The 23,827-nt window shown below is 43.0% G+C and carries 25 protein-coding genes and 1 riboswitch; of the genes, 2 read left to right on the plus strand and 23 right to left on the minus strand.

Annotated elements, in window-relative coordinates; translation table 11 throughout:
- Positions 1 to 19: 19 nt before the first annotated feature.
- From ACQRD1_RS08885 to ACQRD1_RS08960, 16 genes are all read right to left on the minus strand, one after another.
- Positions 20 to 1,699: a formate--tetrahydrofolate ligase gene (locus ACQRD1_RS08885; RefSeq protein ID WP_235234093.1), complete on the minus strand. Its 1,680-nt coding sequence runs from the start codon at positions 1,697 to 1,699 to the stop codon at positions 20 to 22.
- Between the two features lie 125 nt (positions 1,700 to 1,824).
- Positions 1,825 to 1,907: riboswitch (ZMP/ZTP riboswitch) on the minus strand.
- A gap of 194 nt (positions 1,908 to 2,101) precedes the next feature.
- Entirely contained in the window at positions 2,102 to 2,911 is an 810-nt protein-coding gene (locus ACQRD1_RS08890) for a DNA-3-methyladenine glycosylase family protein (RefSeq protein WP_427787283.1), read from the minus strand.
- 21 nt (positions 2,912 to 2,932) lie between these two features.
- Positions 2,933 to 3,637, minus strand: a complete 705-nt coding sequence (locus ACQRD1_RS08895; protein ID WP_427787284.1) for an HAD family hydrolase — start codon at positions 3,635 to 3,637, stop codon at positions 2,933 to 2,935.
- A gap of 110 nt (positions 3,638 to 3,747) precedes the next feature.
- The gene (locus ACQRD1_RS08900) at positions 3,748 to 4,494 is read right to left on the minus strand and encodes an SDR family NAD(P)-dependent oxidoreductase (protein WP_331473153.1); all 747 of its coding nucleotides are present in this window, start codon (positions 4,492 to 4,494) and stop codon (positions 3,748 to 3,750) included.
- A 285-nt stretch (positions 4,495 to 4,779) separates the two neighbouring features.
- Positions 4,780 to 4,905, minus strand: coding sequence for a LacI family DNA-binding transcriptional regulator (locus tag ACQRD1_RS08905; protein ID WP_427787285.1), 126 nt, complete (start codon positions 4,903 to 4,905; stop codon positions 4,780 to 4,782).
- An 84-nt stretch (positions 4,906 to 4,989) separates the two neighbouring features.
- Positions 4,990 to 5,811, minus strand: coding sequence for a purine-nucleoside phosphorylase (locus ACQRD1_RS08910; protein ID WP_427787286.1), 822 nt, complete (start codon positions 5,809 to 5,811; stop codon positions 4,990 to 4,992).
- A 10-nt stretch (positions 5,812 to 5,821) separates the two neighbouring features.
- On the minus strand, positions 5,822 to 7,012 hold the full coding sequence (locus tag ACQRD1_RS08915; protein ID WP_427787287.1) for a phosphopentomutase: 1,191 nt from the start codon (positions 7,010 to 7,012) through the stop codon (positions 5,822 to 5,824).
- 6 nt (positions 7,013 to 7,018) lie between these two features.
- A complete protein-coding gene (gene add, locus ACQRD1_RS08920; protein ID WP_427787288.1) occupies positions 7,019 to 7,990 on the minus strand; it encodes an adenosine deaminase in 972 nt (323 codons plus the stop codon).
- Positions 7,991 to 8,035: 45 nt separating this feature from the next.
- Positions 8,036 to 8,455 (minus strand): cytidine deaminase, encoded by a 420-nt coding sequence (locus ACQRD1_RS08925; RefSeq protein WP_347375553.1) that lies wholly within the window; start codon positions 8,453 to 8,455, stop codon positions 8,036 to 8,038.
- Positions 8,456 to 8,486: 31 nt separating this feature from the next.
- On the minus strand, positions 8,487 to 9,152 hold the full coding sequence (gene deoC, locus ACQRD1_RS08930; protein WP_427787289.1) for a deoxyribose-phosphate aldolase: 666 nt from the start codon (positions 9,150 to 9,152) through the stop codon (positions 8,487 to 8,489).
- Between the two features lie 19 nt (positions 9,153 to 9,171).
- Positions 9,172 to 9,951 (minus strand): uridine phosphorylase, encoded by a 780-nt coding sequence (gene udp / locus ACQRD1_RS08935; protein WP_427762430.1) that lies wholly within the window; start codon positions 9,949 to 9,951, stop codon positions 9,172 to 9,174.
- Positions 9,948 to 10,820 carry a 4Fe-4S binding protein gene (locus ACQRD1_RS08940; protein WP_427787290.1) on the minus strand — a complete coding sequence of 291 codons (873 nt, stop codon included), beginning with the start codon at positions 10,818 to 10,820 and terminating at the stop codon, positions 9,948 to 9,950. Before ACQRD1_RS08940 ends, udp begins: the two co-directional genes overlap by 4 nt.
- A gap of 4 nt (positions 10,821 to 10,824) precedes the next feature.
- The gene (locus ACQRD1_RS08945; protein ID WP_420370579.1) at positions 10,825 to 10,941 is read right to left on the minus strand and encodes a CD1871A family CXXC motif-containing protein; all 117 of its coding nucleotides are present in this window, start codon (positions 10,939 to 10,941) and stop codon (positions 10,825 to 10,827) included.
- 16 nt (positions 10,942 to 10,957) lie between these two features.
- A complete protein-coding gene (locus tag ACQRD1_RS08950) occupies positions 10,958 to 11,524 on the minus strand; it encodes a TlpA family protein disulfide reductase (protein WP_427787291.1) in 567 nt (188 codons plus the stop codon).
- 160 nt (positions 11,525 to 11,684) lie between these two features.
- Positions 11,685 to 13,052 carry an MFS transporter gene (locus tag ACQRD1_RS08955; RefSeq protein WP_427762426.1) on the minus strand — a complete coding sequence of 456 codons (1,368 nt, stop codon included), beginning with the start codon at positions 13,050 to 13,052 and terminating at the stop codon, positions 11,685 to 11,687.
- A gap of 15 nt (positions 13,053 to 13,067) precedes the next feature.
- Positions 13,068 to 16,130 (minus strand): glycoside hydrolase family 2 TIM barrel-domain containing protein, encoded by a 3,063-nt coding sequence (locus ACQRD1_RS08960; protein ID WP_427787292.1) that lies wholly within the window; start codon positions 16,128 to 16,130, stop codon positions 13,068 to 13,070.
- 187 nt (positions 16,131 to 16,317) lie between these two features.
- Here ACQRD1_RS08960 and ACQRD1_RS08965 point away from each other — a divergent pair, with 187 nt between their 5' ends.
- Positions 16,318 to 17,172 carry an AraC family transcriptional regulator gene (locus tag ACQRD1_RS08965; protein ID WP_235233964.1) on the plus strand — a complete coding sequence of 285 codons (855 nt, stop codon included), beginning with the start codon at positions 16,318 to 16,320 and terminating at the stop codon, positions 17,170 to 17,172.
- Between the two features lie 97 nt (positions 17,173 to 17,269).
- Here the strand turns inward: ACQRD1_RS08965 and ACQRD1_RS08970 are convergent, their stop codons facing one another.
- From ACQRD1_RS08970 to ACQRD1_RS08995, 6 genes are all read right to left on the minus strand, one after another.
- Positions 17,270 to 17,503 (minus strand): DUF1284 domain-containing protein, encoded by a 234-nt coding sequence (locus tag ACQRD1_RS08970; RefSeq protein WP_427787294.1) that lies wholly within the window; start codon positions 17,501 to 17,503, stop codon positions 17,270 to 17,272.
- Positions 17,487 to 18,044 carry a biotin transporter BioY gene (locus tag ACQRD1_RS08975; RefSeq protein ID WP_347375544.1) on the minus strand — a complete coding sequence of 186 codons (558 nt, stop codon included), beginning with the start codon at positions 18,042 to 18,044 and terminating at the stop codon, positions 17,487 to 17,489. The genes ACQRD1_RS08970 and ACQRD1_RS08975 overlap by 17 nt, the downstream gene beginning before the upstream one ends.
- A 95-nt stretch (positions 18,045 to 18,139) precedes the next feature.
- Positions 18,140 to 18,403 (minus strand): alanine:cation symporter family protein, encoded by a 264-nt coding sequence (locus ACQRD1_RS08980; RefSeq protein ID WP_427787296.1) that lies wholly within the window; start codon positions 18,401 to 18,403, stop codon positions 18,140 to 18,142.
- A complete protein-coding gene (locus ACQRD1_RS08985; RefSeq protein ID WP_427787298.1) occupies positions 18,390 to 19,391 on the minus strand; it encodes an alanine/glycine:cation symporter family protein in 1,002 nt (333 codons plus the stop codon). The genes ACQRD1_RS08980 and ACQRD1_RS08985 overlap by 14 nt, the downstream gene beginning before the upstream one ends.
- 112 nt (positions 19,392 to 19,503) lie before the next feature.
- Positions 19,504 to 21,882, minus strand: coding sequence for a trans-4-hydroxy-L-proline dehydratase (hypD, locus tag ACQRD1_RS08990; RefSeq protein ID WP_347375543.1), 2,379 nt, complete (start codon positions 21,880 to 21,882; stop codon positions 19,504 to 19,506).
- A 4-nt stretch (positions 21,883 to 21,886) separates the two neighbouring features.
- Positions 21,887 to 22,795, minus strand: a complete 909-nt coding sequence (locus ACQRD1_RS08995) for a trans-4-hydroxy-L-proline dehydratase activase (protein ID WP_235233980.1) — start codon at positions 22,793 to 22,795, stop codon at positions 21,887 to 21,889.
- Between the two features lie 251 nt (positions 22,796 to 23,046).
- Here ACQRD1_RS08995 and ACQRD1_RS09000 point away from each other — a divergent pair, with 251 nt between their 5' ends.
- Positions 23,047 to 23,616 carry a helix-turn-helix domain-containing protein gene (locus tag ACQRD1_RS09000; RefSeq protein WP_235233960.1) on the plus strand — a complete coding sequence of 190 codons (570 nt, stop codon included), beginning with the start codon at positions 23,047 to 23,049 and terminating at the stop codon, positions 23,614 to 23,616.
- A 56-nt stretch (positions 23,617 to 23,672) separates the two neighbouring features.
- Here the strand turns inward: ACQRD1_RS09000 and ACQRD1_RS09005 are convergent, their stop codons facing one another.
- Positions 23,673 to 23,819, minus strand: coding sequence for a FeoB-associated Cys-rich membrane protein (locus tag ACQRD1_RS09005; protein WP_427787300.1), 147 nt, complete (start codon positions 23,817 to 23,819; stop codon positions 23,673 to 23,675).
- Between the last annotated feature and the right edge of the window lie 8 nt (positions 23,820 to 23,827).

Raw genomic sequence — 23,827 nt, forward strand, 5'->3', positions numbered from 1 at the left:
CCTGTCCCTTTTTATCTCTTTAAAACAGTCCTGTGATCTTTCCATCCGGATCTACGTCTATTCTTTCTGCTGCCGGAACTTTTGGAAGTCCTGGCATTGTCATGATATCTCCGGTCAATGCCACGATGAATCCGGCTCCTGCGGACATCTTAAGATTACGTACTGTAATATCGAAGTCTTTTGGTGCTCCAAGCTTGGTCGGATCATCTGTCAGGCTGTATTGTGTCTTGGCCACACAGATTGGTGCATCTGCGAATCCCAGGTCTGTCAGCTGTTTTGCCTGCTTCTGTGCTGCCGGTGTCAGGACGGCTTTTCTTCCGCCGTATACCTTCTGCACGATCTGGTCTAATTTTTCTTCGATGGTTCCTTCTAATTCGTAGCTGTAGTGGAAGTTATTTGGCTCTTCACACAGACGGATTACTTCTTCTGCAAGTTTGATTCCGCCTTCTCCACCTTTTGCCCATACTTCTGAAAGTGCGACATTTACACCGACTTCTTTACATTTTGCCTCTACCAGGTCAAGCTCTGCCTTAGTGTCGGTCGGGAATGCGTTGATGGCTACCACACATGGAAGTCCGTATACGTTCTTGATATTACTTACATGCTTCATCAGATTTGGAAGTCCCTTTTCCAGTGCTTCCAGATTCTCCTGATTCAGGTCTGCCTTCGGAACTCCGCCGTTATACTTCAATGCACGAACGGTTGCTACGATAACAACTGCGTCTGGGTGGATGCCTGCCATACGGCACTTGATATCCAGGAACTTCTCAGCACCAAGGTCAGCACCGAATCCTGCCTCTGTGATCGCGTAATCAGACAGCTTCATCGCCATTCTTGTAGCAGTTACAGAGTTACATCCATGTGCAATATTGGCAAATGGTCCCCCGTGAACGATTGCAGGCACGTGTTCCAGTGTCTGTACCAGGTTCGGTTTCAGTGCATCCTTCAGAAGTGCGCACATCGCACCTTCTGCGTGAAGATCATGTGCTGTAACAGGCTTCTGTTCAGAGACTTTTCCATAGGTATAGCCAACGATAATACGTCCCAGTCTTTCCTTCAGGTCTGTGATATCCTTAGACAGACACAGCACTGCCATGATCTCAGAAGCAACGGTGATGTCATATCCATCTTCTCTTGGCACACCATTCACTCTTCCGCCTAATCCATCCGTTACAAAACGAAGCTGACGGTCGTTCATATCCACGCATCGTTTCCATACGATCTTTCTTGGATCAATGTTCAATTCATTTCCCTGGTATATGTGGTTGTCCAGCATAGCTGCAAGCAGGTTGTTCGCAGCACCGATCGCATGGAAATCACCGGTAAAGTGCAGGTTAATATCTTCCATTGGTACTACCTGTGCGTATCCGCCGCCGGCAGCACCACCCTTGATTCCGAATACCGGTCCCAGAGATGGCTCACGGAGTGCTACCATAACCTTCTTATCCAGCTTCTGCATTGCGTCAGCAAGACCAACCGTTGTGGTCGTCTTTCCTTCTCCTGCCGGAGTCGGATTAATCGCTGTTACAAGAACCAGTTTTCCGTCCTTCTTATCTGATTTCTTCAATAAATTATAATCAATCTTTGCCTTGTACTTCCCGTACTGCTCCAAATATTCATCGTCAATTCCCGCTTTTTCGGCGATGGCTGTGATTGGCTCCATCTTACATTCCTGTGCGATCTCAATGTCTGTTTTCATCTTTTTTGTTTCCTCCTTACAGAATATTATTGTCTTGAAATACCCTTCTTGCGATACGTCCTTTCTTATTCCAGGAAATCCAGGTTTTCCGGGGAATAAAAAAGGACAACACTTATCACTTGGATAAATGTTGCCCAGACGGTCGGCCATAATAAATTCTGATTCCCCTGTGGTACTCCACATCTATCCGTCAGTTATCAGAATCCTCAGTTATTTCATATCATAGAATATGATACAGAAAATGTCAATCCAAAATCGCGTTTTTTCCTTATTGCGCTGCATCAGGCATCTCAACATTCTGACACATGGCATATACTTCTCATGCTTCTAACTTGTTACTTATAATTGATTCTGAAGGACTTTGCCCAAGATGTCAAATGCAATAAAAGTATATGCTATCTCTTATCTTCCACACAATTCCCAATAGAAAATATACTGCTGCAATACTCCCTCATACCCTTTATATCTCCTTCTTGGAAATCCTCTTTTGTAATGCGCATCCAACGCCTGTCTGATATGTGTATCTATCGGAAATGCCTGAAGATGGTGCAGTCCGAACAGACAGATACAGTCTGCCACCTTTTCTCCTATTCCAAATAATTTCAGCAATTCTTCTTTTGCTTCCTTGTAAGGCATTTTCTCAATAGCCGCCAAGTCTACTTCTCCTGCCACGACACTTCTTGCCGTTCTTACGACATATTTGCTTCGATAACCCAGATTGCACTCCTTTAGTGCATCTTCCGTAAGCCCTGCCAACGCCTCTGGTGTGGGAAATGTATAATATGCCTCCCCACGAAAGTTTACCCGCTGTTCACCATATTGTTCACAGATATTCTGAATACATCTGCGTATCCGCACGATATTATTTTGCTGGGAGATCAAAAAAGACACGATCATCTCCCACAGATCCTGCCTGAGGATCCGTATGCCCGAACCATATTCCGCCGCGTTGACCAGATATGTATCATTCGGATTAATCTTCTCTATGTAAGACATGTAATCTATATCCAGATCAAAGTATCCTTTCCAGAATTCCTCAAGCTCCGCCTCGTCACAAGAAAATACACAATCCATCCCATGTTGCTCCACCTCCAGATAACGCCCGGAAGCAATCACGCTGTAAGTGGTTTCACCAATCGGAGTCATACGGAAGCATTCACCCGAATCACAGATCTGTGCGATAGAAAAATTCTCAATTCTTTGCTTTACCATAGTTTTTTCCTCTCTCATCAACTATCGAATAGATAAACGTTGGATCACTGACAGCAACTCCCATCCATTTTCCAGTTCTACATCTGCCAGACTCACCGCATCCGGACACGGACGTTTCCTGTGATTCAGCCAGATACTGTTCCATCCGGCACGATTGGCACCCACGATATCATTCTCATAGGTATCGCCTATATACCAGACATCCTCACCCCTGGCGCCTAATCTGTCCTGTATATATTGAAATGCGCGGACATCCGGTTTGTGATATCCAATCTCCCCAGAAATAAACAATTTGTCCTCATCAAACCACTGCGTCACCTGCAACACTTCCAGCTTCCTTCCCTGCGACTTGCGGCTTCCGTTGGTCAGCACAGCCCTCGGAATCTCCTGCTCTCTACAGTAATCCAGAATCTCTTGCATAAAATCAAAAAGCACGATTTTCGTCTGGTGATAACGATACTCCCTTTCAAACGCTTCACTCTCTTCCCTGGTAATCCCGAACCCCTTTTCCTCACAAGTCATCTGCATCCTCCGGAAGAAAGCATCCTCCGGCAAGATCAAACCTCGCTTCTCCTTCTCCAATACAATATCCGAACAAATCCTCGACTGACAGAACAATTCTTCACAAGAAACATCCGTCTTTCCCACTAATATTTTTTCAAAAGCCATCTGAAATGGCCACATCAAGTCATACATCGTATCATCTACATCAAATACAACAAACATGATTATTTTTCCTTCCCTAGTTAATTTGGGACGGGGGTTTTTTCATTTTCCTCCGTCCCCAATTAAAATATCCGTGTCCCAGATTCGATTTGCCCTGTCCCCAATTAGACTTAGGTTCTCATAGCACCATCAACAGACAAGATCTCGCCAGTCACATAACTTGCCATATCGCTTGCCAGGAACAAGAATGCATTTGCAATATCTTCTGCTTCTCCTACGCGGCGAAGTGGAATTGCATTGATCAGTGGTTGGATCATCTGTTCGGGAAGTGCTGCGACCATATCGGTCTTCGTAATTCCAGGTGCTACCGCATTTACTCGGATATGGCTTGGTCCTAGTTCTCTTGCCAGCGACCATGTAAGTCCATTTACTGCTGATTTGCTGGTCGGATATGCAATTCCGCTTGGCTGACCGGAGATGCTGACCATGGAACTGGTATTTAAGATAACTCCGCCGCCTTGCTCTTTCATGATCTTTACAGTCGGCATTACTCCGTTCATGATTGCATTGACATTCAGCTGCATGATCTTCGCAAATTTCTCAGATGTGTAATCGTCAATCTTTGTGCTGTCAGAGATACCTGCGTTATTGACCAGAATGTCGATTCTTCCGTACTTTTCTTTTACCAATTCAATCTCTTTTGCAACTTCATCGGCATCACTCAGATTCGGCCATGCTCCGGACACTTCCCATTCAGAATTCTCTTCCTTTAAAGAAGCAAGTGCCTTGTCTACAGTCTCCTGACGTGAACCAAACAATACAACTTTCGCTCCATTTTCCAGGAATTTCTTTACAGTTGCGTACCCGATACCACGCGTTCCTCCGGTGATGACTGCCACTTTACCTTTTAACATCATAAGCTCTCCTTTCTGGTTATTGTTAATAGTTTCGCCTATGTACACTATACTATCCCATTGATAATATTCCCATAAGTTTGTTAAATATTTTTCAATCTTTTTTTGATAACTCCTGTTTTTGTCAACATTTTAAAATCTGATTTTTATTCTTCTTAATATTCTCAGAAATATTATTGTTTCTTTTGTAAATTTTATATTTCGTTTTTGTATTTCTTATGTTTTATTTTGATTACTTTTGCAAGTTTTCCTTCAAAAAATATTATAGAAATGTCAAATACTTTCTGTCTAATTCTTAACATATTTAAATATTTCCTCGCTGACACCCTTTTGCCCAGAAATCGCTTTCGAAACCGTTACCATACTGACATTTAATTTTAGAGCAATATCAGATAATCTTACTGATCCCCCCATATTTTAATTGGGGACAGGGATATTCTAATTGGGGACAGGGATATTTTAATTTGGGACGGAGGAAATTGAAAAAACCCCCGTCCCCTATATTGAACTCACGACCTCTGTGATTAGTTTTTTGAACTGCTTCGCTACCCGGTCTGCGGTCTCCTGAACTTCGGTGTGGTTCAGCTTCTTTTCTGACATTCCTGCTGCCAGATTGGTGATGCAGGAGATTCCGCACACTTCTATTCCCATGTGGCGTGCTGCCATGGCTTCACATGCCGTACTCATTCCCACGGCATCTCCGCCCCAGCTTCTGCACATGCGAATCTCTGCCGGCGTCTCATAATTCGGGCCAGTAAGCTGTACATAGACTCCTTCCCTAAGCAAAATCCCCATCTCCTGAGCTGTCTTTTTAATTACATCCCGCATACGCCTGCTGTACACTTCACTCATATCCGGGAATCTTGCTCCCAGTTCTTCCAGATTCGCTCCGATCAACGGGCTTGGCACAGCCGTTGTGATATGATCCGTAATCAGCATAAAGTCTCCCGGCTCATAGTCATAATTGATTCCACCGGCTGCATTCGTAAGAATCAGCTTCTTTGCGCCCAACATTCCCATCAGACGTGTCGGAAGTACCACATCCGACATCGGATATCCTTCATAATAGTGAACCCTTCCCTGCATGATCACTACCGGGACATCCTTCACATAGCCGAATACAAACCTTCCCTTATGTCCCGCCACGGTAGAAATTGGGAAATGATCGATATCCGCATAATGAATGGTCTGTACTGCCTGTATCTCATCGGCATAGTCTCCCAGTCCTGAGCCCAGGATCAATGCTACTTCCGGCTGAAAATCCGTCTTTTCCCGTACACTTGCAACACAAGACTGCAATTTTTCATATACTTTGTTCATATTCTCCCCCTTATCTCAATTGCTCCAGGATAGAACTTCCGATGGTTCCCTGCGGCATCTCGACCCCAAAATTCTCTGTAACAGATGCCCCGATCACTGCAAATGTATCCTGATTCTCCAATCTTCCTCCACTTTTCATCTTCTTCGAATAAGCCAAAAACGGTACATATTCTCTTGTATGATCTGTGCCCGTATAGGTCGGATCATTTCCATGATCTGCCGTCAGAATCAGAAGATCGTCTTCCCTTAAGCCTTCTAGAAGTACACCAAGATTCTGATCGAACTTCTCGATCTCTCTTCCATATCCTTCCACATCTCTTCGATGACCCCATAACGCGTCAAAATCCACGAGATTGACAAAACATAATCCATGAAAATCTTTCTTACAGATCTCGATAGTCTGTTCCATCCCATGGACCGAACTATTGGAATGATATGTCTTCGTAATTCCCTCTCCACAGAAGATGTCGTTGATCTTTCCGACTCCGATGACATCATATCCTGCATCCTTCAGTGCATTCAATGCCGTTGGTCCGGTTGGTTTCAGAGCATAATCATGGCGGTTACTGGTCCGTCTGAATTCACCTTTCTTCTTGCCGACATAAGGCCTTGCAATGACCCGTCCAACCTTCCACTCATCCTTCATGGTAAGCTTTCTTGCAATCTCACAGCAACGATATAAGTTGGCCAGATCGAAGGTCTCTTCATTTCCACAGATCTGCATCACCGAATCAGCAGAAGTATAGACGATCATTGCACCCGTATTAATCTCCTCTTCTCCCAGCTCTTCGATGATCTGCGTCCCGCTGGCACTTTTATTTCCTATAACTCGCTTTCCACACTGCTTTTCCAGCTCTGCAATCAGTTCCGGCGGAAATCCGGTCTCTGTAAATGTCTGAAATGGTTTCTCGGTCCGGATTCCCATCATCTCCCAGTGGCCGGTCATGGTATCCTTTCCCTTACTTGCCTCCGTCAGAAGCATATACCGTCCGACAGGTCTGTCTATCCCTTTCATCTGCCCTGCCGGGTGAAGATTCAACATACCCAGCTTCTCCAGATTGGGGATATGAAGCGTACCCATTTTTTCCAATATATGGCCAAAGGTATCCACGCCTTCATCGCCGAATTCTGGTGAATCCGGCATTGCCCCGATTCCAAGCGAATCCAGAACAACCACAAAGATTCTCTGATATTCCTTCATCTTTTCTCACCTCATTAACATTTTCAATCGATTCTTCACATCTTCCTTAGCAAAAGCGGATTCTGCCGCATTTCTCATAAGCAGAAGGATCTCATCATCACAGATCCCATATGTTTTCTGGATAAATTCCAGTTCTTTTGTCATAGATGTATTGCTTACGGTCCGATTGTCCGTATTGATCGTAACGCAGATGCCAGAATCCAGGAATTCCCGGAGCGGATACTCCGACGGTCCATTCACGGCTTTCGTCTGAAGGTTACTGATCGGGCACATCTCAACCCCAACGCCGGCTTCTCTTACCAGCTTCTGTACATCCGGCTTCCGCCGCATTGCAATTCCGTGTCCGATTCTTCCGGCACCGACGCTTACTGCGTCCACAATATTCTGTGCATTTCCACATTCCCCGGCATGTATGGTAAATGGCATTCCTAAGTCCTTCGTCTTCTGAAATAATTCCATAAATTCACTCATCGGATACTGGGCCTCCGCCCCTGCCAGGTCTGCCGCACACACGCCCGTTCCTAAAAACTGACGCGCGGTCTTAAGCATCTGATAATTCTGTTCGGCACTGTGATGACGCATAGCACAGGTTATTACATTATATTCTATATTGAATTCTTTCTTTCCTCTTTCCAGTCCCCGAAGAAGTGCCGCTATGACACGCTCTGTATTCATGGACTCTGTCACGGACAGAAGTGGGGCAAAGCGAATCTCCGCATAGCAGACATGTTCCTGACTCATGGTATGAAGCACGTCATATCCTGCTCCTTCCAGTCCCTCTTCATCCTTTAAACAGACTCCCGGAAGATCGAACTTTTCCAGATATTCTGCGAGACTTCTGCACTCCTGTGTTACACTCAGCTCCTCATCCAACACCGTCCGTCCAAGACGGGTCTCCAGAAAGCTTCTGCTAAGCGATCCATCCAGGTGGCAATGTAATTCTATCTTTGGCAACTTTTTTAATTCTTCCCTTGTCATATCACAGCCCTCCTATATTCCTTGACTGTCGACATATCCCATGGATCATGCCAGATTATCTGGTCCAAATCCCATCGGTATCATCTCTTTTAAGGTGAATATCTTATAATCCTCCTTGCTGACTGCCAGAATAATCTGGAAAGTCTCCGGGTCACAGAATTCCATCATGACCTGACGGCATACCCCGCAGGGTGCTGTATATTCAGTCAGCACACCATCCTTTCCGCCCACAATGCAGATAGCGGTAAATCTTCTCTTCCCTTCACTGACCGCCTTGAAAAATGCGGTTCTCTCTGCACAGTTGGTCGGAGTATATGCTGCATTTTCAATATTGCATCCACCATAGAATGTTCCGTCTTCTGCTAAAAGCGCTGCCCCAACCCGAAATTCAGAATAAGGAGCATAAGAATAATCCAGCTGCGCCATTGCCCGTTCGATCATCTCTTCTATCAGTTTCTTATCCATCTGCGAACACCTCCGTATTCTTATCGATACCTTAGTAACCAGACGCCTCTTCCTTCTTCAGAAGCTTAATGATCCGGCTGGTTCCAAGTCGATCCGCCCCAAGTTCCAGGAATCTTCTGGCATCCTCCATAGAAGTGATTCCACCGGCTGCCTTTATCTTCACCTGAGGTCCCACATGTCTTGCAAATAATTCGACATCCTCAAAGGTCGCACCGCCGCTGGAGAATCCGGTGGACGTCTTGATATAGTCAGCCCCTGCTTCTGTCACGATCTCACACATTTTTATCTTTTCTTCTTCCTCTAAAAGGCAGGTTTCTATAATTACTTTCAATATCTTATCGCCACATGCCGCCTTCAGAATCCGAATCTCTTCCGTAATCAGATCATACTTTTTGTCCTTCAGCCATCCCACGTTGATGACCATGTCAATCTCAGAAGCGCCATTTGCAATGGCATCTCTCGTCTCGAATTCCTTTGCCTTTGTAGTCATATATCCATTCGGAAAACCGATTACCGTGCAGACCGACACGCTTCCCTGAACATATTCACTTGCCTGCTTCACATAACTTGGCGGAATACATACGGATGCCGTCTGATATTGCATGGCATCGTCACAGATCTGTCTGATCTCCTCCCAAGTCGCTGTCTGTAATAGAAGCGTGTGGTCTACGTGTTCCAATATCTCTTCTTCACTCATCTTTCTTATCTACCTCTTGTTACTTTTTCTCATCTTCGCGAATTAGCCTGCGGATTGCTTCAACCGCCACCTGAATCGCCATATCTGTATCATGTACGACCGGATTCTCCAGTCCCAGTTTCTCTCGTTCCTGATTGGCCATAACGAGGAAGCAAGAACCTACCCTCACATGCAGATAGCTTGCTACAACGAATAAGGCTGCTGACTCCATCTCAGACGCCAGACATCCCAGTCTCTTCCAGGCCTCCCACTTATTCATCAGCTCGTAGCTTACCGGTTTGATCTCCGGCTCATGCTGTCCATAAAATGCATCTTTACACTGAACAACCCCTGTATGAAACGGATATCCTTTTTCCCGCGCTGCCAATGCCAGTGCATTGGTCACTGCAAGATCCGGCACTGCCGGGAACTCAATCGGAGCATATTCCTTGCTCGTCCCCTCCATGCGAATTGCTCCTGTCGCAATCACAATATCTCCACTTTTGACTTCCGGCTGCATGCCGCCACAGGTTCCGATCCGGACAAATGTATCTGCTCCGCATCGATACAGTTCTTCCATTGCAATGGATGCCGATGGTCCTCCAATGCCTGTCGACGTCACACTGACCTTCACTCCATCCAGAGTTCCGGTGTAAGTTACATATTCTCTATTATCTGCAACAAACACCGGGTGATCCAGATATTGCGCAATTTTTTCACATCTCTTAGGATCTCCTGGCATAATCACGTAGCGGCCTACTTCTCCTGCTGCCACCTGAATATGGTATTGCCTGCTTACATCTTCTGAATAATTCTTCATATTGTCTCGCCCTCTTTCTTATGATCACACTTCATTTTACTTCGACAGCGCAGAATCAACGCCTGTTCCGGACAACATGTGACGCATCTCCCACATCGGATACATTCTGCAGAATCAGGATTCTCTACAGGATGAACATCCATGGGGCACACTGCATGACATTGTCCACAGGAAACACAACGTGTCTGATCGATCTCCATATGATAGATACTGATCTTATTCAATATACCATAGACAGCGCCCAAAGGGCACATTACCTTACAAAAAAACCTACATACAATCACGCATCCCACCAGTGTTATGACCAGGATTCCTGCCTTAACTGAGAATAACGCGCCAATCGTCTCCCGAAGTTCTGGATGCGTACTAAGAAGGGGAATTCCTCCTTCTAATGTCCCGACCGGACATATGTATTCACAAAAAGCAGGTGCCCCCATCCCCAGCATATTGGTGCTGACAACCGGAAGAAGCAGCACAAATACTGCCAAAAGAATATATTTTACATATGTAAAACCCTTCCACAGCTTCTTCTTTGGTGCGGGAATCTTATAGAGCAATTCCTGAATCAATCCAAAGGGACATAAAAATCCACAGATTGCTCTTCCACATATAATTCCCAGCGCCAGTATGAATCCAACTACATAAAAGCTGACATTAAAATTCACAGAACCACTTACTGCCTGCATAGCTCCGATCGGACAGGACAACGCTGCCGCCGGACAAGAATAACAATTCATTCCCGGATTGCAGAATTGCTTCCATTTCCCCTTATATATCTGCCCGCCGGCGAAATTACCAAGATACGGATTGGAATATCCAAACGCTGCAATCTGGATAATCTTCCTCTTTATTTCCTGCTGAATCTTCATATAACTACCCCAATCCAATACATTCCAGACAGATATTGACCGCCTTATTCCATACAACAGAAACCTCGCCTCGGCAGATGCCATACACCATGATTCCAATTGCGATGACCATAAGAATCATCTGGAGCTTCCATTTCTTATTCTGACTCATTCATATATTCCTCTACATACTTCTTATATCCACTTACATTCGCCCCTATGATGGAATTACCCACAAGATTCCCTTCCCGATCTACAAAATACGTTGTAGGAACTCCAATCATCTCACTGATCATCTCATCAAATTCTCCTGCTGCCACCAGATTCTGATAGGTCACTCCTGTCGCATCTACAATCTGCTGCGCAGAAGAATATTCCTCTGAATCCTCGGATTCCACGTCCACAACAATTCCTATGATCTGTACGTTCTCCGGCATCGATTCTGACCATTCCTCCAGATCCGGCAATTCATTGATACATGGGCTACAGTATGTTGCCCAGAAGTTTACCACCGTCAGATCCGCCTGAGCGAAGATATCACCGGTGACCTCATTTCCCTCAAGATCCACCGTAGAAAACTCGGGCATCACATTCGGTGCTTCATCTTCAGAAGATGAAGCTACTTTCTCTTCTGAGCCTGTCACCTTCTCTTCTGAACTCGAACTGCAGGCACACATGCTAAGGCACAATGCCAGGATGATAAGTACTGATATATATCTTTTCATTACACATTCCTCCTCTTCTTACATATAGCATGCCACTCCTTGTCCGTTTATACAATTGATTTTTTCAATTTTTGTCCATTTTTCCAACATTTTACGAGAATGATAATATGGCAGCCGCCAGTTCATCACTACTGACAGCTGCCTTTGTATTGCTCAATCTTTATTCTATTCTCTGGCGAAGTTCTTCATTCGCTTTCTCAACATTTAATCTTGTCAGAATCAATGTAATCAAAAGATTGATTATCATTGGAATCCACAGATACATAATATGCAGCATATTCATGCAGGAAGCAGATTGTTCTGCAGCACCTCCTACATAACCACTGATCGCAAGCAACCATCCTGCCAGTGCTGTTCCAATACCTCCACCGATCTTCGTTCCAAGAGAAGTGCAGGAATACATGGTTCCATCCACTCTTTTTCCGGTTGTCAGATATGTATATTCTGAGCATGTTGCAATCAAAGCATTCATATCACCCTGAAGTGGACTCATACCGATTGCCGCTATTGCAGTACATGCGAGCATCAGTGGAACACTTCCCATATAACCTGCGATCAACACCCCGAGTCGTCCTACTGTTCCCAGTGTATATCCATAAAAGTTCAGTCGATACATCCCTTTAAACTTCGCGACTAATGCAGGGGTAAATAACAGTCCAAGAATCATCGGTATATTGATCGCCCAGGAAAATACACCCAGAAGATTGGCATTTTTCAGAACATAAGTCATATAATAAATGCCCATATTCAATGTCGCAGAATACACCTGCATTAATATGTAAGAGGCACAGATCATCAAGTAATACTTGTTATGCACCAGTAATTTAAAGGCATCGATGAGGCTATATTTTTCCTCCTGTACATCCTCATTCTTAGTTTCTCCTTCTGCAAGTTCTTCCGGAGTCAGCTCTTTTACAGACATTACAGATATCGTATTCGAAACAACACCTACGATTGCATAGATGATGGCAACTGTTCTCCATGCGCTTGCACCGCCTCCAAAGAATGCAACACAACCAACGGTAATGGTCTGAATCAGCATACTCGTTCCAAACGCGAACATAAAGCGAATTGATCCCATCTGGACACGTTCGTGATTATTCTTCGTAATCAATGCTGTCAGGGCAGAGTACGCAATATTATTGGCGGTATAGAATCCCGCATTCAATAATGTATATGCGATAAAGAACCATGCATACTGTGCAAATGCACTGATATCTGCCGGAATTACAAAGATCGCCACCAGACAGATTGCACATCCAAAATAACCATAGAACATCCAGGGTCTGGCTTTTCCCATCTTACTATGCGTCTTATCAATCATGGAACCAAAGAATATATCACTGACGCCATCAAATAATTTGGAGACTGCAATTAAAGTACCTACAATACCGGCGTTCATGCCGACCGTATCCGTCAAAAAGATCATTACAAATGCTGATAACAAAGCGTATACTACATTACCGGCAATATCTCCGGAACCATAACCTATCTTATTATACCATTTTAAATATGTTTTCTCTTCCATCTCTCATTTCCCCATTTAATTTTCTTGTTTATCTAACAACATTAATTTTAATGTAAACGTAAATGTTTCTTCATCCAGCCTGTACTTCTTCTGCGGCCTTGGTCCACAACTGTTAGAACCAATCCCATTTTGCCTGTAGTCCAGATTCAGCACTGTACTTCCGCAAGGCTCTAATTCATAATTGTGACTCTTCATTGTCAGTTCTTCCTGCGTATATATGGATGCATTGAACGAAAATGTACCGTCACTATATGCACGAAGTTCTCTCTCTTCTCCACTGACCACAACATAATCACAGTCATAATGGCTTCCATTTTCCTGTGGCTTCAGATAATCTTCATGAAGAGCTTCAACTGTTGCTGAATATATGCCGTGGCTTGATGCTCTACACTTATCAATATAACTTTCTTCCGGCCCCATTCCATAATAGGACACCCGATTCATCTGTCTCGGCAGAAATACTCGAAGCCCGAATCTCGGTAATTCTGGAAAATCCATATCTCTTATCACATCCATATTGACAGAAATCTGTCCAGAATTCGTAATTGTCCAGACGGTCTCCATATTCATCATCTTCTGAACAGAGACTGCCGACAGTGACATCGTACTGTGGATCTCCAGGGCCTTTTCTGTCAGTGTGTAATTCGTCACATAGGCTCTCGACACCGCCTTGTCATACATCGCCTTATACCATTCGGTCTTGATGTACATATCATTATCTGTCGGTGCTCTCCATACATTCAGTTCCATCGGTCTGTCCAGGTAATCCTTCCCATTCACGCTTAACTGGTCAAATGTTCCGTATAGCTTATTGTATACATATACAAATGTACTTCCTTCCACGATAAGTTGCTTCGACGTTTCTGAAACCTGAATTCCGGGAAGTTCCCTGCTCTTCTTTTCCGTTTCTTCCTGCCATGACAGACTTTTTTGATTTCGTGTATCTTCATTGTCCAGTTTTATCTCATCTTGCCCCAACAGATATCCCTGTTCCCGAAAAGCATCCGCTTCTTTCAGATGATAGTAAACCTTTAGATAGACTCTGCCCTTTTCAGGAGCTTCCACAGGCATATAGATCTCTGCTTCCTTGCGAGCGGGAATAGAAGGAAGGTCTTCTGCAAGAATTCTTCCAGAAAAAATTACATCTCCATCTACATTTAATTCATAAGTAATGTATAGATAATCTCTCAGATCAACATAGTTCATCTCATTTTTCAATACCAATATCCCTGTATTCAAATCATAAGAGACGACCCGTGCCGGCCTGTGGACATTCTTATATTCCAGAAGTCCCATATGCGGCGTTCTGTCCGGATAGACAAGACCATCCATACAGAAATTCCCATCGTGTAATTCTTCCCCGTGATCACCGCCATAATAATAGATTTCTTTTCCGTCTTCTGATTCTCCCTTATAGACAGCGTGATCACACCATTCCCAGACAAATCCTCCACAGATGCAATCATATGTTTCAATAAGTTCAAAATAATCTTCGTAGTCCCCGGCACCATTTCCCATGGAATGGCAATATTCACACATAATATATGGTTTATCAGGTTTTGATTCTACATAATCAAGGACTTCTTCAAATCCCGGGTACATACGGCTATAGAGGTCAATATTAGAGTAATCATACTTTCTTCTGCGTCCTTTATAGTAAGCACTTTCATAGTGAGTCAGTCTTCCCGGATCATACTGTTTGGTCCATGCAAGTGCTTTCTCAAAAGTACATCCATAGCCACATTCATTTCCCATAGACCAGATGACGACACAAGGCCGATTCTTATCTCTTTCTACCAGCTTCTTCGTCCGATCCAGTGTTGCCTCATCAAATTCCGGATTGTCAGAGATCAATTCATTCCATCTGCTTGCCCTCTCTTCGTCCGTGTCATTGGAATAGCAGAGCATCCACGGTCCATGGCTTTCATTGTCAGCCTCATCAATTACAAAGAATCCATATTTATCACACATCTGATAGAACATCGGCTGATTCGGGTAATGGCTGGTACGAATGGCATTAAAATTATGTTTTTTCATCAGCTCCATATCCTGTTTCATCTGATCGACACTGATCACGAAGCCTGTTTTCGGATCTGAATCATGTCTGTTGACTCCGCGGAATTTGACCGGAGTGCCATTAATATAGACTACACTGTCTTTTACAGCTATTTCTCGAATCCCCACATATTCTGTGATCACTTCATGCTCTGTCTCAAGAAACAACGTATACAGATATGGCTGTTCACTGTTCCACAGATGCGGCTGATCAATTACAAATTCTGTATCTCCCTGATATACGAACTCTGCCATCTTCTTATCTTCAGCATCATATAGAGATGCCTTCACCGGAACGGTCTGATCAAGATACTTTGTGCGAATACTTACAATTGCTTTCTCTTCTTCGATCCGGGTATTGATGAAGTAGTCATAGATGCACTGTACGGGCCGTTTCATCACATACACATCTCTGAAAATCCCGCTCATTCGAAACTTATCCTGATCTTCGAGATAACTTCCGTCACACCACTTTAACACCAGAACTGCCAGCGTATTCTCTCCTTCTTCAATATAAGGCGTTACATCAAATTCACTAAGCGCATGAGATACCTGGCTATAACCTACATATGTACCATTCAGCCACACATAGAAGCAAGAATCTACACCTTCGAATTCCAGAAATGCTTTCGGTGCCCCGGCATCTCTCTGGTAAGAAAACTTACAGACATATGCTCCACATGGATTATCCTGTGGCACATAGGGTGGATCCACCGGAAACGGATACCTGAAATTAGTATACTGATGACTGTCATATCCATAATTCTGCCACATCCCGGGAACCAGAACAGTATCAAAGTCTTTTGTCTGAAAATCCCGTTCATAAAATGACTCTTTCAGATCGTAAATACTGTCATAATACCGAAATTTCCAACTTCCATTCAACATCTGTATACGATCTGAAGATTCTCGATGTTCAATCAGATCATCCATTCGTGTTGATGACGGCACATAATAAGAACGATCGGGCATTACATTTTCATGCAGCATGTGAAGGTCCTCATAATAATGAGGTACAATCATAATCTTTTCCTCCCTTTATACACTTTTTTTAACTTTTATCATTGTACATATAACACTTTGAGTACCCTTGTGTTTGCTTATATAATAAGCCTGTTTCTTATATTTTTACATAAACCGAAATAGACAAAACATGCACAAAATGATACACTTTATATAATGAATCTTCACTCTGAAAGGTGGTATCTGAATGTACACAGACAGTGCTTACTGGCAGAATAGCCGTCTTGATTTTAAAGATAAAAAACATCCTCTGTTTGTCGGAAGTGCCGGAACATATCATTTATATTCCAAGCAGAAGCTCCCTACTTACCGGCCCAGGGGACGTCTGGATTATCAATTGCTCTATATCGCATCAGGGAAAGCACATTTTTACTTTCATGGAAAAGAAGAGATCGTACCTGCCGGTAATATGGTACTCTATCGTCCCAAGGAAGAGCAGCGATATTATTACTATGGAGTTGATCACACAGAAGTATACTGGGTACATTTCACGGGAAATAATGTGAAGAACCTGTTAAAAAAATATGGCATTCCTGACCATGCACACGTGATCCATACCGGAACCTCTCTGGATTACAAGAAGATCTATCTGCGCATGATTCAGGAATTAAAGTTATGCAAACCCCATTATGAGGAAGTTCTTGCCCATTATATGGAAGCATTATTTATTATGATCAGTCGCCTCCAGGGGGATCGTCCCAGAATTAAGAGTTCTTATCTGATTGACGAGATGGATCACACGGTCACTTATTTTCACCATAACTATCATAATTCTATTAACATAGAAGAATATGCGCATCTACATGGAATGAGTGTCAGCTGGTTCATTCGCAATTTTAAAGAATATACAGGCTCTACACCAGCGCAGTATATCCTCTCTCTGCGGATCTCCAATGCGCAAAGTCTGCTCGAGTCTACCACTTATAATATTACTGAGATCGCGAATATTGTTGGTTATGATAATCCTCTATACTTCAGCCGGCTATTCAAAAAACAGTGCGGCATATCTCCATCTGAATTCCGAAGACAGTTAACAGAATAGTATCGTTACGAAAAAAATCCATCAAACACGGATTGTATTCCATGTTTGATGGATTTTAAACTATTACTCCCACCGGCTTTGCGTGCGACTGCAGATATTATTCCACTGGCAATCTCCACAGATGCTCCTCATTATTCGGGCATCTGGAACAGATCTCGTCCGTATGAACTACCAGTTTCACTGGAACATTCTGTTGAAAGATTCCCAGCATCTTCTCCATATGTGCCGAAAAGCCCTCGCTGTAACCTCTTCCTATAAAATATGCCAGGCACATTCCGTGATGCGGCCGTATCGGAATGGCCTGAACTTCCTGATTACTGGAAAGACACATACTTACGAATCTTTCTGGATAAGACGAATGCAAGTGCAATCTTCACAAGATCCGGGATGATAAATGGAATCACGCACCAGCCTAAGACTGTTCCAAGACCTACTGCACCGGTATTTCTTGCATACACTACCATAAACCATGCTGTTCCAAGTGCGTAGCACACGATCAGCCCCACAACCATGGAGATAATCTGAATGACCGGTTTTCTTCCCAGCAGAGTTTCCATGCCCCACATAACCAACGCAGAAAATAAGAATCCGACAATATAACCACCGGTTGTATTCAGGATAACGCCAATTCCGCCGCTAAATCCGGCAAATACAGGGACACCGATTGCTCCCAGAAGAATATAGATCAGTACAGCAAGTGATCCTCTCTTTCCGCCCAACACACCGACCGCCATGAACACACCGAACGTCTGTAAGGTAAATGGCACTGCCATAGGAATAGATATCCAGGAACAGATTGCCATAAGGACTGCAAAGATAGCAATATATGCCATATCGTATGTTTTACTTCTTGTTGCTTCCATAGAACTCATAATAGCTCCTCCTAATGATGTAAATACTATTTGTACGGCAACAATTTAACATACTATCTTTTTATTGTCAACTTTATTTTATTTTTAGTTTACAATTAATTGCTTTTTTTAGCGGCCTTATATGCTTTTCTCTCTTTTTCCAGGATTGGCTGGAATCTATCTACTTCTTTAGCAATTATATTATGTAAGAGGAGCATACAGATCAAGTTTGGAATTGCCATTAATGCATTCATAATATCAGAAATGTTCCATACAAGATCTAAAGTCTGTGTTGCACCGACATATACAACCAAAGAGAATACCACACGGTATATAATATTGTATTTGTGACTCTGGAATAAGTATTCAAAATGCTGCAATTGCAATTCCTGTAATAGAACATACTACAATGGTATCAAAAAATGTACCTGTCATATTAATATAACCCTGTCTTACCGGATCGTCTGTTGTAGCTGCGGCAGCAGTAATGGCTGCAGAACCAAGGCCTGCTTCATTGGAGAACACACCACGTGCAACGCCGTAACGGATAGAATTCATTACAGATACTGTAATTGTTCCAAGTACACCACCGCCAATTGCCTGTGGATTAAATGCCATTCCAAAGATCATATACAGACCATTAGGAATATTCTGCCAGTTCCCGACAATAACAATCAGTCCGGCAATCACATAGAAGATAGCCATTCCAGGTACAACCACGGAAGATACTTTAGAAATAGAAGTAATACCACCCAGAATGATTGCAAGTGCAAGTACCGTAAGTATAATTCCAGTGATCCATGCAGGTATACTGAACGCCTCTGTCACAGAACCAGCGATAGAATTGGCCTGAGTCATATTTCCAATTCCAAAAGATGCCAGCACGGAGAACAATGCAAATAAAAATCCCATTGTTTTGCCAAAGGTTTTATTCTTGAATGCATTTTTCATTGTGTACATTGGTCCGCCAGACATCTCGCCTTTCTCATTGACTTCACGATATTTGATTGCCAACATACATTCGCTGAACTTAGAAGTCAGTCCGAAGCATGCGGAGATCCACATCCACACCAAAGCTCCAGGACCACCTGAGAACATGGCAGTTGCCACACCAATAATATTACCAGTTCCAATCGTAGCAGCAAGCGCCGTCATTAACGCAGAAAAAGGGGATACATCACCTGTTCCTCTTTTTTTAGTTCTTGCCTCTTTACTTAACACGCTGTGCAACGCATATCCAAGATTCCTCCATGGAAGAAATCTCAACCGCACTGTAAGAAAAATACCCGTACCGACAAGCAGCACCAACATCACAGGTCCCCATACAAAGGAATCTATCGCCCCAACAATTTCATTTACTCTCTCCATAACTCTACACCTTCCTTTCTCAAACTATGGAATAAAAAAAGGACAAGGCGTTGACCACCTTGTCCTTATGTTTCATAATTCTACACAAATTAGTGAAATTGTCAAGTTCTAATTAATCAAATGACTGTTCTGTACGATTGATGATCTCGTCCTGCAGTGGTTTATCCAGGTTACGGAAGAAATCACTGTATCCTGCGACACGAACGATCAGATCTTTATAATCTTCTGGATGATTCTGAGCATCGATCAGTGTCTGTTTATCAATAACGTTGAACTGAATATGATGTCCATCCATGGAGAAGTATGAGCGGATCAGACTGGCCATATTATTCAGGCCTTCTTCTCCAGCCACAACATTTGGTGTAAACTTCTGATTCAGAAGAGTACCTGCTGTTGCCAGATGATCCATCTTTGCACAGGACTTGATAACTGCTGTCGGTCCATTGGTGTCTGCGGATTTCTCTGGAGAAATACCTTCAGATACTGGTTTATGTGCTTTTCTTCCATTTGGAGTTGCCAGAATTACATCACCAAAGTATACATGACAGGTAGTAGGAAGCATATCTACACCATATTTTCCACCCTTCATGTTCGGACGTCCTGTGATGGTGCTTCTGTATAATTCAAATACTTCCTGCATAATGTCATCTGCATAGTCATCATCATTTCCATATTTTGGAGTTCTGTCATGAACCATACGATAGATTGCATCATATCCTTCAAAGTCATGCTCCATAGCTTCAATCAACTCTTCCATCGTGAAGTTGTGATTGTCATATACATTATATTTTACAGCAGCAAGACAGTCTGTAACCGTACCGATACCTACGCCCTGAATATAGTTTGTATTGTATCTTGCGCCGCCTGCATTGTAGTCTTTTGCATTAGAGATACAGTCGTTGGTTACAACAGACAGGCATGGTGCCGGCATCTCCTGTGCATATAACTGCTCGATAACGTTATTACCACGGATCTTGATATTTACAATGTGCTCTAACTGCTTCTTAAATGCAGCCCAGAGTTCATCATAGGTCTTAAAGTCCTTAGCATATCCAAGTGGCAATCCAATCTGCTTTCCAGAATATTCATCATATCCATTGAACAATGTCAACTGGAATACCTTCGGGATATTCAGATAACCGGTAAGGATATAAGCTTCGCTTCCCCATGCTCCGGTCTCTACACAACCTGAAGAACCACCGCGTCTTGCATCTTCCAGACTCTTTCCTGCATTGATCAGCTCCATGATCTGAGCTTCTGTGTTATAGAATGCAGGCTGACCCCATCCTTTTCTTGAGATCTCACATGCTCTCTTTAAGAACTTGGCCGGTGTCTTCTTACTGATCGTTACGTTAGAGTTTGGCTGAACCAGCTTCATCTCATCCATACAATCCAGAATCAGGTAACTTACATTATTAACACCATTGCGTCCGTCCGGTGTAACACCGCCGGTATTGATGTTCGCAAAGTCTGTATAAGTAGCACTTTCCTTTAATGTGATACCTACTTTTACCGGTGCAGGCTGGTTGTAGAACTTCACCCACAGACATTCCAGAAGTTCCAGAGCCTTCTCGTCATCCAGAATACCTGCCTCCACATCTCTCTCATAATATGGGTTCAGATGCTGATCAAGTCTTCCCGGGCTAAATGCATCCCATGGATTCAGCTCAGTTGTAACTGCAAGGTGTGTGAACCAGTATAACTGAATTGCCTGCCAGAAAGTCTGAGGCTTGTGTGCCGGAACAACCTCCAGGTTCGCTGCAATCTGAAGAAGTTCTGCCTTTCTGGTCTCATTTTCCTCTTTCTCTGCCATCTCAAGCGCAAGCTTATGATAACGCTCTCCCAGAATGATTACTGCATCACAGGAGATGTCCATAGCCTTCAGCTCTTCACATTTATTCACTGCTTCCGGATCATTGATATAATCCAGTTCATCCATTGTCTTATGAATCTTCTCTTTATAATCCATATATCCGGTAGTAAATACCTGCTCACCACCACAAGTATGTCCCGGACCTCTCTGCTCCATAAATTCTGTAAACATACCTGCACTGTAGCATTCCTGCCATTCCGGAGTCATTCTTGAAAGGATCTTCTCTCTCATACTTCTTCCTGTCCAGTATGGAATGATCTCCTCTGCCTGAAGCTTTCTGTCTTCTTCTGTTGTATGGAAGGATACCAGCTCACGTTCACTCATGACCACCATATCCTCTACACTGTGACAGCAAAGTTCCGGGAATGTAGGTGATGCCTGCGGATCCTTACCTTTTTCGCCGATGATCAGCTCTCCGTCTCCCAGATACAAGGTCTTCTTGGAAAAATATTCTTTCAGAACCATTGCTCTCATAACCGGGATTGAATATCTGCCGTCATTTTCTTTGTAGAAATCAGTCTCGATCTTTGCTCTCTCAAGATCAATGTGAACAGGTGTCGTCACACTGATTTCCCGAAGTTTCTGAATTCTTTCATTCATACCACGTAATTTTGCCATATGTTTACCCTCCTATTTTTGTGTTCTGGAATCCGGATTCTACGAAGAGTCTGACGAAGCTCTCCATCTCTTCCTTCTCCGGTGCATGTAAATCTGTTCCCTTATATTCCATATCCAGCTTGGAATACTTTCCACTTCCTGTATCATGATACGGAAGCAGATTAATCTGAGCCGGATGAATATCATGTTCTTTCAGAAACGCTATCGTTTCTTTCATATTTTTTTCATTACCATTTACTTCTTTTATTGTTGGAATTCTGATATATATTCTTGCTCCATCCGCTGCAAGACGAATCAGATTATCAAGAATCAATTGATTATCCACTCCGATATACTTTTTGTGAAGTTTTGGATCCATAACCTTTACATCATAAAGAAATGTATGAACATAAGGGAGAATTGCCTGAAACTTCTCATATGGAACATATCCGCATGTATCAATCGTAAGTGTAACATCCTGGCGTTTTAGCTCTTTTGCAATTGCCAGTATATAGTCTATATCCATTGCCATTACTTCTCCGCCGGAAAGCGTCACGCCACCGCCAGATTCTTCATAAAACATCTGATCCTTCATCAGCTCTTTTATCAGCTCTTTTACAGAATATTCCCGTCCTATAATCTCACGAATTCCTATTGGACAGAAGTTTACACATTTTCCGCAGAATGTACATGCATCTTTCTTCATCTCTGGCTTTCCATTCTCCATGGATATTGCCCCATTCGGACATACCTTTGCACAAGTTCCGCAGCCAACACACTTCTCCTTGTCACACTGCATCTCTTTTTCAAACCGCTGAGTCTCCGGATTGTGACACCATTCACATTTCAAAGGGCAGCCTTTAAAAAATACAGATGTACGAATTCCGTCGCCATCATGGATAGAAAACTTCTGAACATTCGTTATCAGCGACATCTCGTCTCCTCCATTTTCATAATCATGAAATATCATTCGATTTTTTCTTCCCTATTTTCATAATACAGTATTATTGTTAAATTTTCAACATATTTTATCAGGTTTTTTTTCATAAATCTGATGTGTCTTTTTTGTGCATTATCTCTAAATATCCATTGTTTTAAGTTGATTATTTTCACAAATTACAATATAATGAAAATATCGCTATAAAATCTACTCATTTTATATAAATATGAAAACGAGGTGTTACTATGAAAAGTATTCAGGAAATCGGAAATACTATTAAGCAAGAGCGTCTGAAACAGGGAATGACATTACAGCAATTAAGTACTGCAACGGGTTTTTCAATCGGATATCTGTCTCAGTTCGAGCGAGGGCTTTCCCAGATTGCCATTGACTCACTGCATAAGATCACAGATGTTCTTGGCATGGAATTTATCGATTTTTTCCGTGAAAAAGAATCCTCTCCTTCTGCCTCACCAGTCACAAGAATCTACGATGCCAGCTGTGATAAGGTCAGCGACCAGATCATTCAATATACTTTAAGTCAGAATGCCAAGAACTTTTCCTATCTTCCACGGCTTTATCATCTCATGCCTCATATCGGATCGGATGAGAACATAGAATTATATGCTCATGAAGGAGAAGAATTTATCTATGTGCTTGAAGGTGTTCTGAAATTATATGTGGAGGAAGATGAATATATTATGTATCCGGGAGACAGTGTCCAGCTTGATTCTACCAAGAAGCATAACTGGACCAACTGCGGGACTCAGATTACCAAGATTCTGACTGTGAATATGCCAAATCCTTTCAAATAAAAATAATCCGTAGCATTCCCTGCAATATCTGCAGAAATACTACGGATTATAATTATTTATTTTCTCTGGCAACTCTGACTACAGTGCCCACAGTCACATCCACAGCTGCTTTTCCCATTTTTCTTATTTCTTCTCATGATCACAACCGCAATGATCACAACCACAGCGACCGCCAGAAAGACAAGTATATCTGCAATATTCATACCCTACC

Origin of the sequence: Bariatricus sp. SGI.019, from assembly GCF_050315235.1 — a bacterium.
GTDB lineage: Bacteria > Bacillota > Clostridia > Lachnospirales > Lachnospiraceae > JAFBIX01.